Here is a 17071-nt window from a genome sequence, read left to right as displayed (position 1 = left end):
GAAATGGTAAAACTGAACGAAAAGCGTGCGGCGCGGCAAATTTTAAATTTATTTTACGCGGCGTAGAATTTTAAAATTTATTTTCTGCGATGGCGCAAAATTTCAAATTTATCTGCCGTAAAAACAGAGGCCGCTACCGCTTAAAGTCATGGATTTCGATATTCGCGCCGTATTTTTTGCAAAGCTCGCTCACCTTTTCTTTCAGCTTCTCCTCGTCGTAGCAGATGAGATCGATGTATGCGCGCTTCTGCCCGGTTGCGCCGCCGATTATATCTAGAAACGAGCTGCAGCTTTCTAGTTCCTCGTCCTCAATCTTGTTTCGCAGATCAAAGCCCGCCTGCACGTCGCCGTCGTTATCAATGCTAAGAAAGCAAAATTTGATGCCGAGCTCGAAGGCTTCGTTGTAGATGTCGCGCTCGCCGTTTAGGTACTGATTTACGATGGCCGTTAGGCAGGTGGTGCCCACGATCACGTCCTCGCGCACCTCGCTTCCGCGCGGCTGCATCTCATAGCTGAAAAAATTCTTTAGCGGTTCACGCGCGGCTTTTTCGCCGAATTTCTCATCGACCAGATCGGCAAATTCGCTTAGCGGCACGCCGTTTTCTTTGGGCTGGGCCAGCACCTCAAGCTCGCCTAGCGTATTTATGACCGCCGTTTCGCCGATCATATTGTCAAGCAGGATAAAGCTAAGGTTATAGGCCTTGCCTTCGTCCTGCGCGAGTAGAGCCGCTAGGTTTTCGTTGTAAATTTTAATATCCACGTCGCTTTCGTTAAACTGCGCGTAGATCATCGACTCCTCGGCGTTTACGTGCGTATCGTACATCTCGATCCCGCCGATACCTCGCGGCGCGCGCGGCTTTCCGAGCGTGCAGAGCATTTTGGATTCAAGCTGCCTAGGCATAGCGTTTTTGATGAAGCTTAGCCAAAATAATCGGTGCCTCATACCCTCGGGAGTTAGCACCAAATCAAGCTTATCGCCCGCAAGCCCCGTCATAAAATAGGGCTCCGCAAGGCAGATGCGAAGCTTTTCGTCGGTCTTTTGCATCGCCTTTTCAAACTCCTTCGCCGCCAGATCAGCCTTGATCTCGTCTATCACGCCGCTAAATTCCGCCCAAAATTTATCCACTCTGCCGGCAAAAGTGCTTGGAATTTGCGCCTTTTCAGCTTTTTTACCAAAACCAAATAACCCCATTTTTTCTCCTTAAATCAAATTTTGCTTGCATTATAGCTAATTAATTTGCCTCACGTGCACTGAAAGCAACCGCCCAAAATCTCGCATTTTTCGCAAATTTGCACGTATATGACCCCCTCGCCCTGCACCAGCTCGCCGAATGGGATCTGCGCTAGATGCTTCATCGTCCCGCCACAGCTAGGGCAGGCTAGATACTCGGCGTCCTGCACCCACTGCGGATAGCCTCCCACGGTCGTATCAAGCTCGCCAAAGCAGCCGTAAAATGGCGAAACCTCGCCGCTTAACTTAAATTTCATACCACTCAGCCGCGCCATATCCTGCTGCGAAAAGTAGCTTTTCTCCATCCCTTCGCCCTCGCATTGCATCTGTAGCTTGCCGTCCGCGCCGCATTTGCAAAAATACATTACCGAGCCGACGGAGGTCGGGCAACAGCGAAAGATCGCGTCGTGCTTTAAATTTAAAAACGCAAGCTGCGGCTCGGATGCTTTTAGGCGCAGCATATCAAGTATCTCGCAGCCGCAAAACTCGCACTTTTGTCCCGTAGGCTCGCCGATCTGTACAGACTCATCCGTGTTTAAATTTACGCCGCTATTTGCGAGCTCGCGGTTTTCATCCGCGCCATTTTTTACGCGCACTGCTGTGAGGCATTTATCGAAAACTAACGATTTGCGCTCGCCCGTCTCGTCAAAGCTCCAGCCGCCAATTTTCGCGTAAAAATCTGTTCCTACGTAGAGCTTTTTGCGCCACGGCCTCGGGTTTTTATACAGCTCGTAAAATAGCTCCGCCGTTTTCTCATCGCCCTGCCATGCAAGCGAGCACAGAAGGTGATTTAGCGCGTTTTTGGAGTTATCTTGTAGCGAGTCTAGTTTTGCTATGAGCGCGTCTCTTACGTCATTAGGCGCGCCGAAGTAGAGTTCGGGCGGATAGTAGATTTCCCTCGCCGCCGCAGCTCGCGCGATCCTTGGATCGTGGATGTCGTGCAGGCTAAAAAACGCCCAAAAATCGTTACAAATCTCATCCCATTTTTCGATCTCATCGATTCTGTCCACGATTTTTAGGATCATCGCCTCCGCTTCGTCCGCGCTTAGGTTTAAAATCTTCTCTCGCCTCTGCCTTTGGCTGCATGAGTGGCAGATGCCGTCGAAATAGATCGTGTTTTCGCCGCACTGCGGGCATAGATGGGCTTTGCTTTGCATCTTATCTCCTTAAATTTGGATTTAAATTCCATCAAATTTTAGCTAAATTTTACCGCTTTTCAGTGAGTAAACGCGGTTTAGAATTTAATGTCGCATTGAACGAGAGGCTTTATAATACACCTAAATGCGTTATTTTTAAATGGAATTTAAGCTAAAAAGAGATGTGAATTTTAAATTGCGATAGAAATAAGGCGGGTTTACGAGATAAAGCGGAATTCATCTTTGAAAAGACAAATTCCACTTTTGTGCGCTTAGGCGCAAATCACTTTTCAATGTGATGTTTGACTAGATACTCGATGATATTTACCGCATTATCGATGCCGCAATACGATGTGTCGATGCAGATATTGTAGTTTGCGGACGCGCCCCAGACTTGGTTGGTGTAGTATTGATGAAAGCTCATCCTGCCTGCGTCGCTGTTTTCCATATACTCGCGCGCGTCAGTATGACCCTCTTTTTCTAATCTGGCAAGCTTAAACTCATCGCTAGCGCGCAAAAATACCGTCAGCAGATCTGGATGTCCGCGCAAGAAAAACCCCGCGCAGCGCCCAAGCACTATAACGTTGCCGCCCGAGACGATCTTTTCGTAGATTGCTACGATGCGATCGCGTTTTTGCTCATTGGCTAGCTCGTTGTGCGATATTGCCTGAAGTAGCGTATTTACGGGCATTTCGTTGTAGAACTCATACATCTGCTCGAAGCAGCCAAGCTCGTCTGCTTTGCGGAGCAGATCCGCCTTGGCTAGATAGGTGTAGCCTAAGCGCTCGGCTAGTTTGCGCGCGGTTTCGCGTCCGCCTGCGCCAGTTTGTCTAGCGATCGAGATTATCATATTTTCTCCTTAGATGAAATGTGCAAAAATACCGGCACCGATGACGGTAAGAAGCCCCGTAACCGCCATTGCTAAAGACGCCATTGCGCCCTCTACGTCACCGATTTCAAGAGCGCGCGCCGTTCCCATCGCGTGGCTCGCGCAGCCTAGGGCGATACCTTTTGCCATCGCCTTTTTGATGCCAAAAATTTTAAGTAGTGCCTCGCCAAATACGCTACCGATGATACCCGTAGCGATGATGCAGGCCACCGTTAGTGTCACGATGCCGCCTAAGCTTTCGCTGATACCCATACCGATTGGCGCCGTGACGGATTTCGGCAGTAGCGTGACATACATTGTGTGATTTAGCCCAAATATCACGGACATCGCGTAAATACTGCCTAGTCCTGCGATCATACCCGAAATCAGTCCTGCAAAAATAGCTAAAAAATTACTTCGCAAAAGCGCCAGCTGCTCGTATAGCGGCACAGCTAGACAAACGGTAATCGGCGTTAAGAAAAAGCTAATGTGCGAGGCGCTGGCGTTAAATTTTTCGTATGGAATTTTAAAGAGTAAAAGCACGCAGACGGTAAGCACGATACCGATTAGAAGCGGGTTGAAAATCGTTAGCTTAAAGCGCTTTTTTAGATAAAGTCCCAGCTCAAATGAGCCCAGGCACAAAAACACGCCGAAAAAAGCGGAGTTCATTAAAATTTCTCTCATTTTTTGTCGTCTCCGGATAAAATTTCGCGCTCCAGCTTCGCATCCACACCCTTTGTATTCACGCCGTCTTGTTCATGTGCGGCTGCGTAGAGTCTGCGCTTAACGCGGGCGAGGGCGATTTTATAAAAAATTTGCGTTACCGCGCCGCTTGCACCGATGACTACTACCGTAGAAACTACCGTAATCGCGATGATTGCGAAAAGATGCTGGCGTAGTGCGTCGCCTGCGATGATGATCGCGGCACCCGCCGGGATGAAGATCACAGGCATAATCTGCATAAAAAATGACACGGTTTCTCTGATCTGCGATACTTTGATGAGTTTGAAGATCAGGGCTAAAAGCATAATGACTAGTCCGTAGATGCTAGCGGGGATCGGCACAGGCACGAGCGCCGCCAAAATCTCCGCAACAAAAGATATTCCTAAAATCACACTAAATTGGATTAAGTAGTTCAAAGCTTACCTCGGATTAAAATTTAGCGCTAAATTTAGCACTTTGCAGTTAAAATAGATATTAATCTTGCGGGTTTTGGGCGAAATTTTGCGGCAAAATTTAAAATTTTGATCGCAAGCAGGAGCGCGGGATTTCACTTCTAAAATTTCAAATTTTAATCGCTAATTTGTCGCCGCTTGAGTGAATTTTGATTGGAATTTAAAATTTTAAGCCATTAGAATAAATTTTGATCGGAGTTCAGAATTTGGAGCCGCCGGTTAAGCTATCTGAGAGCCAGCTGCGTGAATGAAATTTTATACACAAAATTCTGCGCCGAACTCTGCTCCAGACTTCACGGCGCAAAAGCACATCGCGTGGAGTAGCCAGGCGCACATTGGATAGTACGAGTTGTTTGGAAGCTGCGCGAGCTGATGCTATCGTGCGGTAATTTTTAAAATTCCTGCGAGCGAGCGTTTAAATTTGAGTTAAATTTCGGCGAATAAACAAGCGCGCTTAATTTAAAGAACGGGCAAGCGGGTGCTTAAATTACGAAGTTCGAGCCGCTCGAGTTTAAATTTCACGATCCGCGTCTCGCGGATATGGGTGCTGTCGCTACTAAATTTTACGGCGCCGTTAAAATTTAATACCGCGTAAGACACGCCGCTAGCAAATTTTGCGGCGGGCGCGGTCGTATGAGCGACGGCTCGTTTTAGCCGACTCGAAATTCACGTGTCGCAAATGACAAGCACGGCGCGAATGCCATGCGCTGCGTATTCTAAGGCCAAGAGCGGTGTCGCGGCTCGCGATACGATCAGCGTCGCAGTGCAAAGCCAAATTAAATAAAATTTCAAAAACCGATTTAGCGCCGCCGCTCGAGCAAAAAGCGCAGGCAAATCCCGCGCAAAGCTTAGCCTAGCTCGATTTTGATACCGAGCACCCTGCAGACTAGATCAAAAATTTCAATATCGACGTTGGGCGCGTATTCGTCCAAAACCGCGTAAACTTCGGCGCGCATATCCTCGTCGTGGCCCGGGTGCGAGCGCGAATACAGCTCGTCCGTGCGGCGCACGAGCGTGAGATTGTCGATATCTCGCTCGCGCATCGCCTGCTTGAGCCGCTTTGAAATTTGCCATTTGAAACTTTGCATTTTTTCTCCTTTAAATTTTATTTCGGCTTAAACGAAAGCCCAAATTCCGTGCTCGTGATGGTAAAACTTGTCTGCGAGCTTCGGCGGCGGCATTTTTTTCTCAAGCTTTGATAGCAATTAAATCTTATCTTTGAGTTTCGACGACGCTAAATCTTGCTCGTAAGCTTTAGCGAATTTATCGCGCCCCGGTTTTAGTGCGCTAGATTTTGGCTGATTGGGCTTTCGCGCGCCGAGCTCAGTCCGCGTAATTTTATTAAATTTTACGTGAAATTTCATTAAATTTAGTGCAAAATCAACATAGAAATTGCAAAAAATTTCGTTAAATTCTACGCAAAGCCTTACACAAAAATTTGGCGCAAAACTTGCGCGAGTTTGGCATTTGAAATCTCTCACTTAAAATCTTACTTGCTAAATTTCATACAAAAATCGCGCTTGAGATTTAAGCCGAGCCGTTCTCGCGCCTTGTCATGAAATTTAAAATTTCATACACTCGCCCGCCGTGAAATTTCACGCCCGCATGCGTAGTTTACGCAGGCGCAAGTTAAATTTACAGCATCACGATTAATTGCGCGTCGCTGGATTAAATTTTACGAGCCGTCGCGATGCGCGCCGCGAAAGAATTTTGCAAGACTACGCATCGTCGTGTGCTCTTAAAATTTTAATTGCGCTTAGTGTATGCGCTCTGCGCCGATTGATCGCCGCAAGATTAAAATTTTACGCGTAACATTGCATCGTAAATTTTACGCTGCCATATACAGCGCCATATTACTGCCGCGAGTTTTAGATCGTGCCACACTGCGCTGTTGTTGATTTTAAATTTCGCGCCGCGCGCTCTTTAAAAATCTAGACCATCAACCGCGCAGCAGAGCATTTGAAATTTTATGCGAAAGGCGAAGGTTCGCGGTGCATTATGTCGTGCATCAATGTAGGTTAAATAAATTTCATTGCCAGCGAGATTGGTGAACTGCGTACGTTGCATGCCGCATCCCGTATAATTTGTCAAGCCGCTGCGAAAGGTTCGCACCGTATTTACCGCGCTCGCCCATGCATGATGCCGCATGTGTATTGGCGCGCTACACTAGATAAATTGAAACCGAGTTTGCACTAAATTTAAACTCAAGTTATCGCTATGTCGTAAATCTGCTGAGATTAAATTTAAATAAAGGATCTGATCTTAATTTAAAACTAGGCGCAAAAGGGTAAAATTTAATAAGACCCCGCAAATTTATCTTAAAATTTAGCGGGATCAAATTTAGATTTACGCCGCAGGCACACTATTTTCGGCGTGAGTATCGCTAGAGTCTTTGGGTCTTAAAAACCACTGCTTAGCAAAAATTAGCACGTAGATCGCAGCGCCGATGCCGTAGCTTGCGTATTCACTTGGGATAAACTCTATGAATTTCGCGCAGATATTAGGTACCAGCATTAGCGGTGTTACTAGCAGCAATAGCAGGCGCTCTACCATATTGCACTTGGTTACGAACCAACCCTGCAGCGAGGAGCTGAAGGCAAACATACCCACGATCGCCGTGGCAAAAATCAGCACGATTTGCAGTGGATCACTGATCCAAACGATACTTTTTGAATCCATCGGATCGCCGATGCTTTGGATCAAAAGCAGCTTGTTGTTGAAAAAGAACGCAAACGGAAGTACCGCGGTGCGCAGGTCATACACGAAGCCCTGAAGTCCCACAGTTACGGGATTTGCCTTTGCAATGCCCGCGGCGGCGTATGCGGCAATACCCACAGGCGGGGTATCATCGGCTAAAATTCCGAAATAAAATACGAAAAGATGCACTGTGATCGCAGGGATCAAAAAGCCGTTTTTGCCCGCTAGTATCAAAATCACTGGCGCAATCAGGCTTGAAACGACGATATAATTCGCCGTCGTAGGAAGTCCCATGCCCAAAATCAGGCTCATTATCGCAGTCATCAGAAGTATCAATACTATGCTGTTTCCTGCGACTGCTTCTACGAGCTCTGAAAGAACCTGTCCCAGCCCGGTAAGCGAGATCGAGCCGATGATGATGCCCGCTAGCGCGGTGGCAACGGCTACGGTGACCATGTTTTTAGCAGCGCCCACCATAGCCCAAAAGATATCGACAAAGCCGGCGATAAAATCGGACTTGCCAACTTTTTCGCCAAATATCGTTTTTTTAGCAGGCTCTTGTACGATCATTATCAAAAATAGCACGCAGATTGAGTTAAACGCCGCAGAGATCGCGCTTTCTTTCAGAATCAATAGAGTAAAAAGAAGCACCAAAATCGGTATTATGTAATGAATGCCGCTAAATATAATTTTTAGCTTTGAAACCTTGGCGTAATCGCGGCTGCCGCGAAGCCCTAGCTTGCAGCTTTCCAGATGCACGATAAAAAATAACCCCGCATAGCAGACGAAGGCAGGGATCACCGCTGCGATCATTACGTTGGTGTAGCTCATACCTAAAAATTCTGCGATGATAAACGCCGCAGCACCCATGATAGGCGGCATGAGCTGTCCGTTTACGCCCGCAGCGACCTCGATAGCGCCCGCCTTAGTGGCGGTAAGCCCTGCCTTTTTCATTAGCGGGATCGTAAAAGTGCCCACTGTCACGACGTTTGCGGTCGAGCTGCCGCTTACCATGCCGGTTAGCCCGCTGGCGATTACGCTAGCCTTGGCGGGTCCTCCGCGGAAGCGACCTAAAATTGCAAACGCTACGTTTATAAAATACTGCCCCGCTCCGGCTCGCTCCAAAAGCGCGCCGAATAGCACGAACAGATAGATGAAGCTGGTGCTGACCCCTACCGGTACGCCGAATACGCCCTCTGTCGTTAAAAACATATGCCCTGCAAGCAGTTCAAAGCTTGCGCCGCGGTGCGCGATGATATCTGGCATATAGGGGCCGAAGTAACAATACAGAAGAAAGGTAAAAGCGATAATGCCAAGCGCTGGTCCCATCATACGACGACCTGCTTCAAAAAGGATAAAAATACCTATAAAGGCTGCTACGATATCTCTGGTTAGATAATTTCCCGGGCGCTGCGCTAGCCCGTTAAATTCTATCGCAGGATACAAGATCGCGGCGACTCCGACGATTAATAAAATATAATCGTAAAACGGGATATAAAAATGCGCCTTAGAACGCGGGCGAAATGGAAAAAGCGAAAAAATTATAAAAATGGCGAACGCCAAGTGGATTGAGCGCGCGATATTTGTATTTAGCGTAAAATACGCGATGTAAAGCTGAAAGACCGACCACGCGAAGCAGACCAGCGTCACGAGCCAGAAGAGCTTTTTAGAGGTAAATTCTCTACTTTTTACCTCTAAAACCTGCTCGTCGTTTTGTGTAGATTTCTCCATCAACTAGCCTATTTCAGCAGTCCGGCTTCTTTATACACCGCCTCTGCCGCAGGATGAAGCGGCGCACTAAGCCCCTCTAAAAGAGATTCTTTGCTTACCAAATTTAACGCAGGGTGTAGCTTTTTATATTCGTCAAAATTATCAAGTATAGCCTTAACTACCGCTCTAACCGCCTCGTCGCTTTGGCTAGCGTCGGTTACTAGCACGGCCTTTACGCCGATAGTCTGCGTATCGTGATCTACGCCGTCATACATTTTTGCAGGGATTACGCCTTTGGCAAAATACGGATATTTTTCTAGAATCTTTTTAATATGCTCATCGTCGATGCTAACTAAGTCGATAGGAAGCGAAGTAGCCGCATCGGTGATATTTGCGGTCGGATGTCCTACGACGTAGAAGTATCCGTCGATTTTCTTATCTTTTAGCGCCATAGGGCATTCTTGCGCGGTTAGGACGCCGTGCTGGGCGAGCTTTTTAAGATCGAAGTCGTAGTTTTCAAAAACTATCGTGCTGGTTAGCTCGTTGCCGCTGCCCGGGTTTCCAATATTGATCTTTTTGCCAGCAGCGTCGCCGTAGGCTTTGATGCCGCTCTCTTTAGAGACGACGAAAGCCAAAAGCTCCGGATAGATCGAAATTACGGAGCGTAAATTTTTATCCGCCGCGCCTTGGAATTTGCCCGTACCGTTGTATTTATCATAGACGACGTCGCTTTGAACGAAGCCGAAATTTAGCTCTTTTTTAAGCACGTTATTGACGTTATACGTCGAGCCGCCCGTCGATTGCACGGAGCATTTCATATTTTTATCCATATTTACCAAGCGGCAAATCGCGCCGCCTACTGGATAATAGGTGCCGGTCATACCGCCGGTGCCGATATTGATGAACTCCTTAGCGCCTGAAACGCTAGCTAGTAAGGCCAAACCGGCCAAAGCAACAGAAAATTTTTTCATCTTTGCTCCTTTTTGAGTTAAAAGTTTGAAAGTATTGCTAAATTTCTATAAAATTCTAATAAAAACAGATCGAATTTCGCGCAAATTTACGATTTTACACATCGCGACGCAGGTGATTTAATATCAAAGTAGCTCGGTGATCTGCTCTGATATGCGGAATTTTACCGCGATAAAATTCTAAGCTTGAAATCCAAACGCCCGTGGATAAAATTAACGCTATAAACGCTATAAATTTAAAGCCTTAATAACTCACGCTGCTAAGATACAGCCCGTTTGGCGGAAAGGGGATTCTGCTAAGCGCTCGCGAGAAGCTAATCTTGCGCCCGCTCTGCACGGATTTTAGGGCGTTTGCGACCATCAGCCGCACCTGTGCTCGCAAAAATCCGTTGGCTTTAAAATTTATCAAGGTCAAATTTCTAAAAGAGTAGGCGCGCGCGACGTAGAGCTCGCGTACGGGGCTTTTTATGTCGCTGCCGCTTTTCATAAACTCGCTAAAATCGTGCTCGCCGATAAAATTTGCAAGCGCAGCATTGAGCGCGGCAAGATCTACGCGCGGATAAAACACGCAAAAATCGCTAAGAAAGGGGCTAGGGCGTCCGTGGTTTAAAACGTAGCGATAGGAGCGCGCCACGGCGTCGTAACGCGGATGAAAATCGCGCGGCACCAGGCTGATGTGTTGCACAAAAATATAGGGCGCGCAGTGGCGGTTGATAAGCTCTTTTAGGCGCGGTAGCTCCCAATGCACGGTGCATTCGACGCAGCTTACCTGGCGCAGCGCGTGCACTCCTTTATCGGTACGCGAGCTGCTGATGAGCGGCGCAAAGATCCCTACTCGCCCCAAAGCCGCGCGCAGCACGTCCTCGACGCCGCGCCCGTGAGGCTGAGACTGCGAGCCGCTAAATTTCGAGCCGTCGTAGGAATAGACGAGTTTGAGCTTTACGCGCTCGGAGTTCGCGCTCGCGGCAAATGCGCACGCATCTGAGGGGGTATTTGGCGCGGCGCTTATTTTGCCGATGTGCGCAAGCTCGCTCGCTGCGAAGTCGCTTGCGGGCGCGCTTTTGATAATATTTTTGAGTTCGGACGCGCTTGCGAGGGTTTTTGCGGAAATGCCCGCTTTGTAGGCGGCGTCTGCTTTGAGAGAGTTTGCGGCACGGGCGTCTGCGGGACTTGCGCAAATCTCTTCTATGCCTGCCGCGCAAATATCGGAAGCGGCGGTATCGGCGGAATTTTTGCGGGCGGAATTTAAATTTGCCGCGCACGTAGTCTTTTTAGCGGAAACGGCGTCCAAATTCCGCCTGACACTTTCTTGCTTTAAACCGCAATCGGGCACAGTATAGGTAGCCGTATCGCTCGCCGAGCTTGCGAGAGCGGAATTTTTAAAATTTGAAAACCCGTCGTTTAAGATCAAAACCTGCTCGCCGTTTTGCGTTTCGCGTTTTAAATTTACGCTACGCAAAATTTTAGACGCGCTAGGCTTACTTGTCGAAATTTTATCCGCTAAATTTCGAGCGGACGAGCTTTTGTTTAAAATTTCGCCGCCGCAAAGCTCGGAGCCTTTTTCAGTACCTCGGGGCAATTTTGATCCTGTAGTAAAGCAGCGAGCCGATAAGCGTAACGCCGAATGTCACGGGAAGCGCGATGCTTGGGTATTTAGAGAGCAGCATGATCATCGCGAAGTAGCTAAAAAGCACGCCGAAGATCCCCGCGTAAACGAAGCCCTTTTCGTAGCGATAGGTCACGATGCCGAGGCTTAGCGCAAACAGGAAGCTCGCCAGCGGAAAGAGCGAGACGAGGGTGTAGATGCTAAATTCTTTCCTGCGCTTCTCGCTGCCGCTCATATCGCTCCAGTATCCGATCACGCCGCCTCCGCCGCGGATATTGCGGTCGCTTTGCGTGCGCAGGGTTAAGCTTTCAAACTCGCTTACGTGCCACTGCTCGCCGCCCATCGTGTAAATTTTGCCATCGTGCAACATCGCGGAAAAGCTCGCGTTTTCGTTTTTAAACTCGCCGCTGCGCGCTACGATCATCCGCTCATGATCCTGCGAGTTGCCTGGATTATACAGCACGAGATCCTTATACAGCGTGCTTGTGCCGTTGTTTTCCTGCGAGTCGATAAAAACGAGCCAGTCGGAAAATTTCTGCCCGAATTCGTTGGATTTGATATTTAGCGTCGCGCTAATTTTTTTATAATCGATGAAATTGTCCTTTAAATTTTCGGCTATCGGCATCATAAAAAGCGATACGAAAAGTAGCGCCAAGGAACACAGCGCGGCGCTTATGCCGAAAAATAGCGCGATCTTGCGCGTGGCGTAGCCAATGGTAAATATGACGATGGTTTCGTTCTCTTTAGATAGCCTAAAAAGCGAGATGCTAAGCGCTACGAAAAACGCGATCGGCACCGTAAATATGAGGATGCGCGGCAGCATGAAAAGATAGAGCTTTACTAGCTCTGAAAAATTTATCTCGATAAACGACGTAATGCGCGCGATCTGAAGGAAAAAGACGATCGACATTATGATAAAAAGCGTGCTGAAAAGCGACGCGAAGGAGCCGACGAAGTTGCTAAATAAATAGCGCTGCACCCTATCCATAAATGACGTCCAAGAGCCTTAAAATTTGATCTCTAAAAATAAAAGTAAGAAGCAGCCCCATCGATAAAAACGGCACGAACGGCAGCTCATAGCCCTTTTTGTGCGCGATGAGATACGCAGGCAGCGTCAAAATCGCGCCAATGTAGATCGAGATGCCGCCCAGCTTCCAGCCCAAAATCGCCCCCATAACGCCCGCGATAAAAATATCCGCGCTGCCCATAGCTTCGCGCTTTAGCACGAAGGTGACGATGAGACGCAACACGAAAAATATCGCCGCGTATCCCGCCGCCGCACCCACGCCGCTAAGATCAAAATCATACATCAGCGTGTAAGTAAGCGAAAGCGCCGTAACTACGTAAAGAAGGCTCTCCGGTACGGCTTTATACTCAAAATCGATCGCCGAAAGCGCCATAAGCAAGATGAAGCAAAGCCCTAGTACCGTGGCTTTTGCAAGATCGGGCTCGCTGAAATACGCTGCAAGCGCAAGCGCGCCGCCTAAAAGCTCGACGATCGGGTAGCGGATCGAAATTTTAGTTTTACAAAAGGCGCATTTGCCGCCCAAGAAGAGCCACGAAAGCAGCGGAATGTTGTGGTAAAATTTTAAAGCGTGAGAGCATTTTGGGCAGTGCGATGCGGGGAAATTTACGCTCTGTCCGCGCGGCAAGCGGTAGATCAGGACGTTGCAAAACGAGCCTACGCAGGTGCCGAATATCGCAAAAATCACGCCGTAAACGATATTTAAATCCATCTTTTTCCTTTGGAGCTTTAACTTTTTAAAATTTAATCAAACGCTTTATGGTAGCGAGAAATTTCTTAGTTTTCATTGATTTTTTGCCTCTCGTAAGGGAAAAATTTTACGAAAATCGCCGCCGCGCCCACGCAAAATAAAATGGCATGAGCCCTGCGATTAGCGGCTCGCCCCATGCCTCATATAATCCGCCGAAAATCAAAAATCCCGCCACCAGTATCACGGCGTCCAAAAGATCGAAGTTCAAAGTATCTACGATCCATAAAAACATAATATATGCGCCTATCCCGCTGCCTGTGGATGCCAAAATCCCCATTTTATCGGGGATGAGGGCAAACGCTAGCATAAAAAACAGCAGCAGGCAAATGTAGACCGCCAGTATAAATTTCTTAGGTTTTTTATACACGCTGCCGCATCTTGGGCATCTTAGAGTTTTCATCGGCTTTTTCGTAAGCTTTTTGCCGCAACCACATTGTATGTAGTAGCTCATAGCCCTTCCTTTCGGTCTTTGCATAAACGCGTGGCGTGATTTTTAAAATCCTGCCGCGTTAAATTTACCGCGCCTCGTAACACGGCTCGCGCTAGAGTTTTAAATTTAAAAGGCGTGAAATTTTAAAATTTCTATAGCACCGCGCGCCCGCGAATTAAAATTTTAAAATTTCAAGATGTCGTGAGTGCCCGCGGATTAAATTTTAAAATTTACTGCGTTGCATGTGGTTCTTGCGAATTAAAATTTTAAAATTTAAAGCGACCGTTAGAGCGACTGCGCCGTAGCTCAAAGACCGCCGAAGCGGCGCTGTTTGCGGCGGAAATCATCCACTATGCGCGCAAGCTCCTCGCGCGTGAAATCCGGCCACAGCGTCGGCGTAAACGCAAGCTCGGCGTAGCTCGCCTGCCAGAGCAAGAAATTCGACAGCCGCTGCTCGCCGCCCGTGCGCACCAGCAGATCCACGTCGCCGCTGTGCGCGGTATCCAGATGCGCGCCGATGCCCGCTTCGCTTAGTCGTTCGCCGCTTGTAAGCAGCCGCTCGCACGCTCGCACGATCTCGTCTCGCGAGCCGTAGTTGATTGCTAGGTTAAAATTTAGCGCTCGCCCGTTTTGAGTTAAATTTGAAAGATATTCGATCTCGCTTCGCAGATCGCCCTCAAAAGCCGATATGTCGCCGATCGGATAGAATTTTATTCCGTTTTGGATAAATTTTTCGCGACGCGAGATTAGAAATTTTTGAAGCAACTTCATCAAAAATTCCACTTCGCTTTTCGGGCGCTTCCAATTTTCGGTGCTAAAGGCGTATAGCGTGAGGTTTGCGATACCTTCGTCGATGCAAAACTCGCAGATCTGCTCCACGACCTCCGCGCCCGCTTCGTGCCCGCCAGTGCGCAGCAGACCGCGCTTTTTCGCCCAGCGCCCGTTGCCGTCCATCACAAGAGCGAGATGATTTAGGCTATTCACGGATCAGATTTTTTTCAGCTCAGCCGCGATTTTTAGGGCGACTTCGTCCTTCGGCGCGGTGTCGATTACGACCTGATCGTTTTTTGTGATGAAAGTGACCTTAAGGACGTCGCCGCCGAGCCTAACGATGTCGTCCAGCACGTTTAGGCAGACGGCGTCGAGATGCTTTTCATTTAGCATGCGTTTGGCCTCGCCGACGGCGTTTTCGCGGTCGGTCTCGAGCTTGAAGCCCACCTTTTTGATATTTCCGCGCACGGAGCTTAAGATATCCTCGTTTTCGCCTAGGCGTAAATTCCAAATTTCGCCGATCTCCGCCTTTTTCACCTTGTCTTTATAGCGCACTTTCGGCGAATAATCGCTTACCGCGGCGGCCATTATCAAATATGAGCCGTCCGGGAATTTTGTGCTGTCAAGCGCCGATTTTAGCCCGATGGTGCTTTCAAATTTAACGAGCTTGTACGGTAAATTTTCATACTCGTTGCTAGAGATCAGCGTTACGTCCGCGCCCAGATAAAACAGCGCGTCAGCGAGCGCTTTAGAGGTTTTGCCGCTGGAGAAATTCGTAATGCCGCGCACGCTGTCGATCTTTTCGATCGTCGCGCCTCCAGTGATGATGACGGTTTTATCCTCCCAAAATTTATCGTTATAAAGCGCGCGCTTTAGCGTCTGCATTATCGCCTCGGTGCTCGCTAATCCGCCTTTGCCGGTATCGCCGCAAGCTAGAGTTTTTTCTATCGGATCCACAAAATACGCATTGACGCTCGCTTTTAGCATATCGATGCAGTTTTTTGTGATATTGTTTTCAAGTAGCGCTGGATTTGCGGCCGGCGCGATGACCACCTTGGCGTGGGCGAAAGCCGCGTTTAGCACCTCTAAAAATACGTTGTCGCAGACGCCCCAAGCGAGCTTGTTTATCGTATTTGCCGTCGCGGGTGCTATCAAAACTAAATCCACCTTGGAATAAGCGATGTGGTTGATGCCCGCCTGCCAGTTTTCGTTGGCTTTGCAAAGCACGGGGTGATCGCACAGTGCCTCGAACGCCTTGTAGCTGACAAACTCCTGCACGCCGTCGCTGAGCGCGACATAGACGTCGCAATTCGACTTTTTCAGAGCGGATAAAATTTCAAACGCTTTGTAAAAACTGATACTCCCGCAAACCGCGAGTAAAACCTTTTTCTTATTCATCTTCGCTCCTAAAAAATTTATGGAAAAACCCATCTTTGTTGATTTGTTTGCTTCGGCTGATCGCTAGAGCTCCGCTCGGAACGTCGCTCGTAACAGTCGTGCCCGCGGCGATTATGACGTCGTCGGCCACCCGCACGGGCGCTACTAGCTGCGTGTCCGAGCCGATAAAGACGTTTTTACCGATTATCGTTTTGTATTTTTTCTTGCCGTCGTAGTTGCACGTAATCGTGCCGCAGCCGATATTGCTGCCCTCATCGATCTCGCAATCTCCGAGATAACTTAAATGCCCCGCCTTGATCTTGTTTACTTTCGCGTTTTTAAGCTCGACGAAATTTCCGATATGGGTGCCAATAACTTCGCATTTTGGGCGCAGATGTGCCATCGGACCGATGTCGGAGTTTTTTACGACGCTATCTTCGATGACGCAGCCGCTTTTGATAAGCGAGCTTTCGATCACGCAAGGACCGATAATGCTTACGTTTTCTTGCAGCTCGCACTCGCCGATAAATTTCGCCCTGCTATCGATGTAGATGCTTTGCGGTAGGCGCATTAAAACGCCTTGCCTCATCAAATTTTCTTTGATCTCGTTTTGCATTAAATTTTCGGCGATGCTGAGGGCGAACTTATCGTTTATGCCCATGAAGCTTTGCTCATCCACCCACACGGCGGCGCATTTTAAGCCCATATCTTTGGCGATTTTGATCGCGTCTGTGAGGTAGTACTCTTTTTGCGCGTTATCTGGTTTGATCTGCGGCAGAATTTGTTTCAATGCCTCGCTTTTGAAGCAGTAGCAGCCGGCGTTTGCGTCTTTTACCGCCTTTTCTTCCTCGCTCGCGTCCTTCTGCTCGACGATCTTTAAAATTTCGCCGCCGCGGGTGATTACGCGGCCGTATCCGAACGGATCGCGCGCGCTAAAAACGCTTAGATTTACTTCCGCGTTCCCCTCGCAGAGTTTGCGAAGCTCGGCGCTTTTTACCAAAGGCATATCGCCGCAGATTATGAGCGTTTTGGCTCCGCGGATTTCGACCTCTTTTAGTCCGCCCGCAGTACCGGGGAAATGCTCGTGGTCTTGTTTGTAAATTTTAGCGTTTGGAAAGTGCGCTAGAACCGCGCTTTTAACTTCGTCAAATTGGTAGTGTAAAATCACGCTCACGTCGTTTGAAATTTCGTAAGCTTTCTTTAGGATGTGGATTATCATCGGCTCGCCGCAAAGCTCGAAAAGAACCTTGGCTTTTTGCGACTTCATCCGAGTGCCCAGCCCTGCGGCAAGAACTATAACCGAAACGTCGTTCATTTTTACCCTTAA

General features: G+C 48.4%; 15 protein-coding genes. All 15 read right to left on the bottom strand.

Annotated elements, in window-relative coordinates; genetic code table 11:
* Nucleotides 1-133: 133 nt before the first annotated feature.
* The gene (locus tag KH703_RS03390) at nucleotides 134-1192 is read right to left on the bottom strand and encodes a hypothetical protein (protein WP_304294143.1); all 1059 of its coding nucleotides are present in this window, start codon (nucleotides 1190-1192) and stop codon (nucleotides 134-136) included.
* 50 nt (nucleotides 1193-1242) lie between these two features.
* Entirely contained in the window at nucleotides 1243-2388 is a 1146-nt protein-coding gene (locus tag KH703_RS03385) for a cytochrome C (RefSeq protein WP_304294142.1), read from the bottom strand.
* Nucleotides 2389-2650: 262 nt separating this feature from the next.
* Nucleotides 2651-3217 (bottom strand): AAA family ATPase, encoded by a 567-nt coding sequence (locus KH703_RS03380; protein WP_005873246.1) that lies wholly within the window; start codon nucleotides 3215-3217, stop codon nucleotides 2651-2653.
* A 9-nt stretch (nucleotides 3218-3226) separates the two neighbouring features.
* Entirely contained in the window at nucleotides 3227-3919 is a 693-nt protein-coding gene (locus tag KH703_RS03375) for an LrgB family protein (protein WP_005873245.1), read from the bottom strand.
* The gene (locus tag KH703_RS03370; protein ID WP_304294140.1) at nucleotides 3916-4374 is read right to left on the bottom strand and encodes a CidA/LrgA family protein; all 459 of its coding nucleotides are present in this window, start codon (nucleotides 4372-4374) and stop codon (nucleotides 3916-3918) included. Before KH703_RS03370 ends, KH703_RS03375 begins: the two co-directional genes overlap by 4 nt.
* A gap of 884 nt (nucleotides 4375-5258) precedes the next feature.
* Nucleotides 5259-5498, bottom strand: a complete 240-nt coding sequence (locus KH703_RS03365; protein ID WP_304294138.1) for a hypothetical protein — start codon at nucleotides 5496-5498, stop codon at nucleotides 5259-5261.
* A 1258-nt stretch (nucleotides 5499-6756) separates the two neighbouring features.
* The gene (locus KH703_RS03360; RefSeq protein ID WP_304294136.1) at nucleotides 6757-8838 is read right to left on the bottom strand and encodes a TRAP transporter permease; all 2082 of its coding nucleotides are present in this window, start codon (nucleotides 8836-8838) and stop codon (nucleotides 6757-6759) included.
* Between the two features lie 8 nt (nucleotides 8839-8846).
* Complete coding sequence (locus KH703_RS03355; RefSeq protein WP_291937906.1) at nucleotides 8847-9788, bottom strand: TAXI family TRAP transporter solute-binding subunit; 942 nt, start codon at nucleotides 9786-9788, stop codon at nucleotides 8847-8849.
* A 241-nt stretch (nucleotides 9789-10029) separates the two neighbouring features.
* Nucleotides 10030-10794 (bottom strand): tRNA pseudouridine(38-40) synthase TruA, encoded by a 765-nt coding sequence (gene truA / locus KH703_RS10040; protein WP_369692722.1) that lies wholly within the window; start codon nucleotides 10792-10794, stop codon nucleotides 10030-10032.
* Nucleotides 10795-11347: 553 nt separating this feature from the next.
* A complete protein-coding gene (locus tag KH703_RS03345; RefSeq protein WP_297916887.1) occupies nucleotides 11348-12379 on the bottom strand; it encodes an LptF/LptG family permease in 1032 nt (343 codons plus the stop codon).
* The gene (locus tag KH703_RS03340) at nucleotides 12372-13127 is read right to left on the bottom strand and encodes an A24 family peptidase (protein ID WP_304294131.1); all 756 of its coding nucleotides are present in this window, start codon (nucleotides 13125-13127) and stop codon (nucleotides 12372-12374) included. Before KH703_RS03340 ends, KH703_RS03345 begins: the two co-directional genes overlap by 8 nt.
* A gap of 106 nt (nucleotides 13128-13233) precedes the next feature.
* Nucleotides 13234-13617: a hypothetical protein gene (locus KH703_RS03335; protein WP_304294129.1), complete on the bottom strand. Its 384-nt coding sequence runs from the start codon at nucleotides 13615-13617 to the stop codon at nucleotides 13234-13236.
* Nucleotides 13618-13902: 285 nt separating this feature from the next.
* Nucleotides 13903-14580, bottom strand: a complete 678-nt coding sequence (gene uppS, locus KH703_RS03330) for a polyprenyl diphosphate synthase (RefSeq protein WP_304294127.1) — start codon at nucleotides 14578-14580, stop codon at nucleotides 13903-13905.
* Between the two features lie 3 nt (nucleotides 14581-14583).
* Entirely contained in the window at nucleotides 14584-15765 is a 1182-nt protein-coding gene (gene coaBC, locus KH703_RS03325) for a bifunctional phosphopantothenoylcysteine decarboxylase/phosphopantothenate--cysteine ligase CoaBC (RefSeq protein WP_304294125.1), read from the bottom strand.
* Nucleotides 15758-17059, bottom strand: coding sequence for a bifunctional UDP-N-acetylglucosamine diphosphorylase/glucosamine-1-phosphate N-acetyltransferase GlmU (gene glmU / locus KH703_RS03320; protein ID WP_304294123.1), 1302 nt, complete (start codon nucleotides 17057-17059; stop codon nucleotides 15758-15760). The genes coaBC and glmU overlap by 8 nt, the downstream gene beginning before the upstream one ends.
* Nucleotides 17060-17071 lie beyond the last annotated feature (12 nt).

Origin of the sequence: Campylobacter gracilis (genome assembly GCF_018374135.1) — a bacterium.
Classification (GTDB): Bacteria; Campylobacterota; Campylobacteria; order Campylobacterales; family Campylobacteraceae; genus Campylobacter_B; species Campylobacter_B gracilis_A.
The sequence above is the reverse complement of the archived record's forward strand: the minus strand, read 5'-3'. Positions and strand labels throughout refer to the sequence as shown.

Bases quoted from the DNA above. Each gene is read 5' to 3' on its own strand.
- KH703_RS03355 (WP_291937906.1), bottom strand. From the start codon at position 9,788: ATGAAAAAATTTTCTGTTGCTTTGGCCGGTTTGGCCTTACTAGCTAGC.
- glmU (WP_304294123.1), bottom strand. From the start codon at position 17,059: ATGAACGACGTTTCGGTTATAGTTCTTGCCGCAGGGCTGGGCACTCGG.
- KH703_RS03360 (WP_304294136.1), bottom strand. From the start codon at position 8,838: ATGGAGAAATCTACACAAAACGACGAGCAGGTTTTAGAGGTAAAAAGT.
- KH703_RS03340 (WP_304294131.1), bottom strand. From the start codon at position 13,127: ATGGATTTAAATATCGTTTACGGCGTGATTTTTGCGATATTCGGCACC.
- KH703_RS03390 (WP_304294143.1), bottom strand. From the start codon at position 1,192: ATGGGGTTATTTGGTTTTGGTAAAAAAGCTGAAAAGGCGCAAATTCCA.
- KH703_RS03385 (WP_304294142.1), bottom strand. From the start codon at position 2,388: ATGCAAAGCAAAGCCCATCTATGCCCGCAGTGCGGCGAAAACACGATC.
- KH703_RS03335 (WP_304294129.1), bottom strand. From the start codon at position 13,617: ATGAGCTACTACATACAATGTGGTTGCGGCAAAAAGCTTACGAAAAAG.
- KH703_RS03345 (WP_297916887.1), bottom strand. From the start codon at position 12,379: ATGGATAGGGTGCAGCGCTATTTATTTAGCAACTTCGTCGGCTCCTTC.
- KH703_RS03375 (WP_005873245.1), bottom strand. From the start codon at position 3,919: ATGAGAGAAATTTTAATGAACTCCGCTTTTTTCGGCGTGTTTTTGTGC.
- KH703_RS03365 (WP_304294138.1), bottom strand. From the start codon at position 5,498: ATGCAAAGTTTCAAATGGCAAATTTCAAAGCGGCTCAAGCAGGCGATG.
- KH703_RS03380 (WP_005873246.1), bottom strand. From the start codon at position 3,217: ATGATAATCTCGATCGCTAGACAAACTGGCGCAGGCGGACGCGAAACC.
- coaBC (WP_304294125.1), bottom strand. From the start codon at position 15,765: ATGAATAAGAAAAAGGTTTTACTCGCGGTTTGCGGGAGTATCAGTTTT.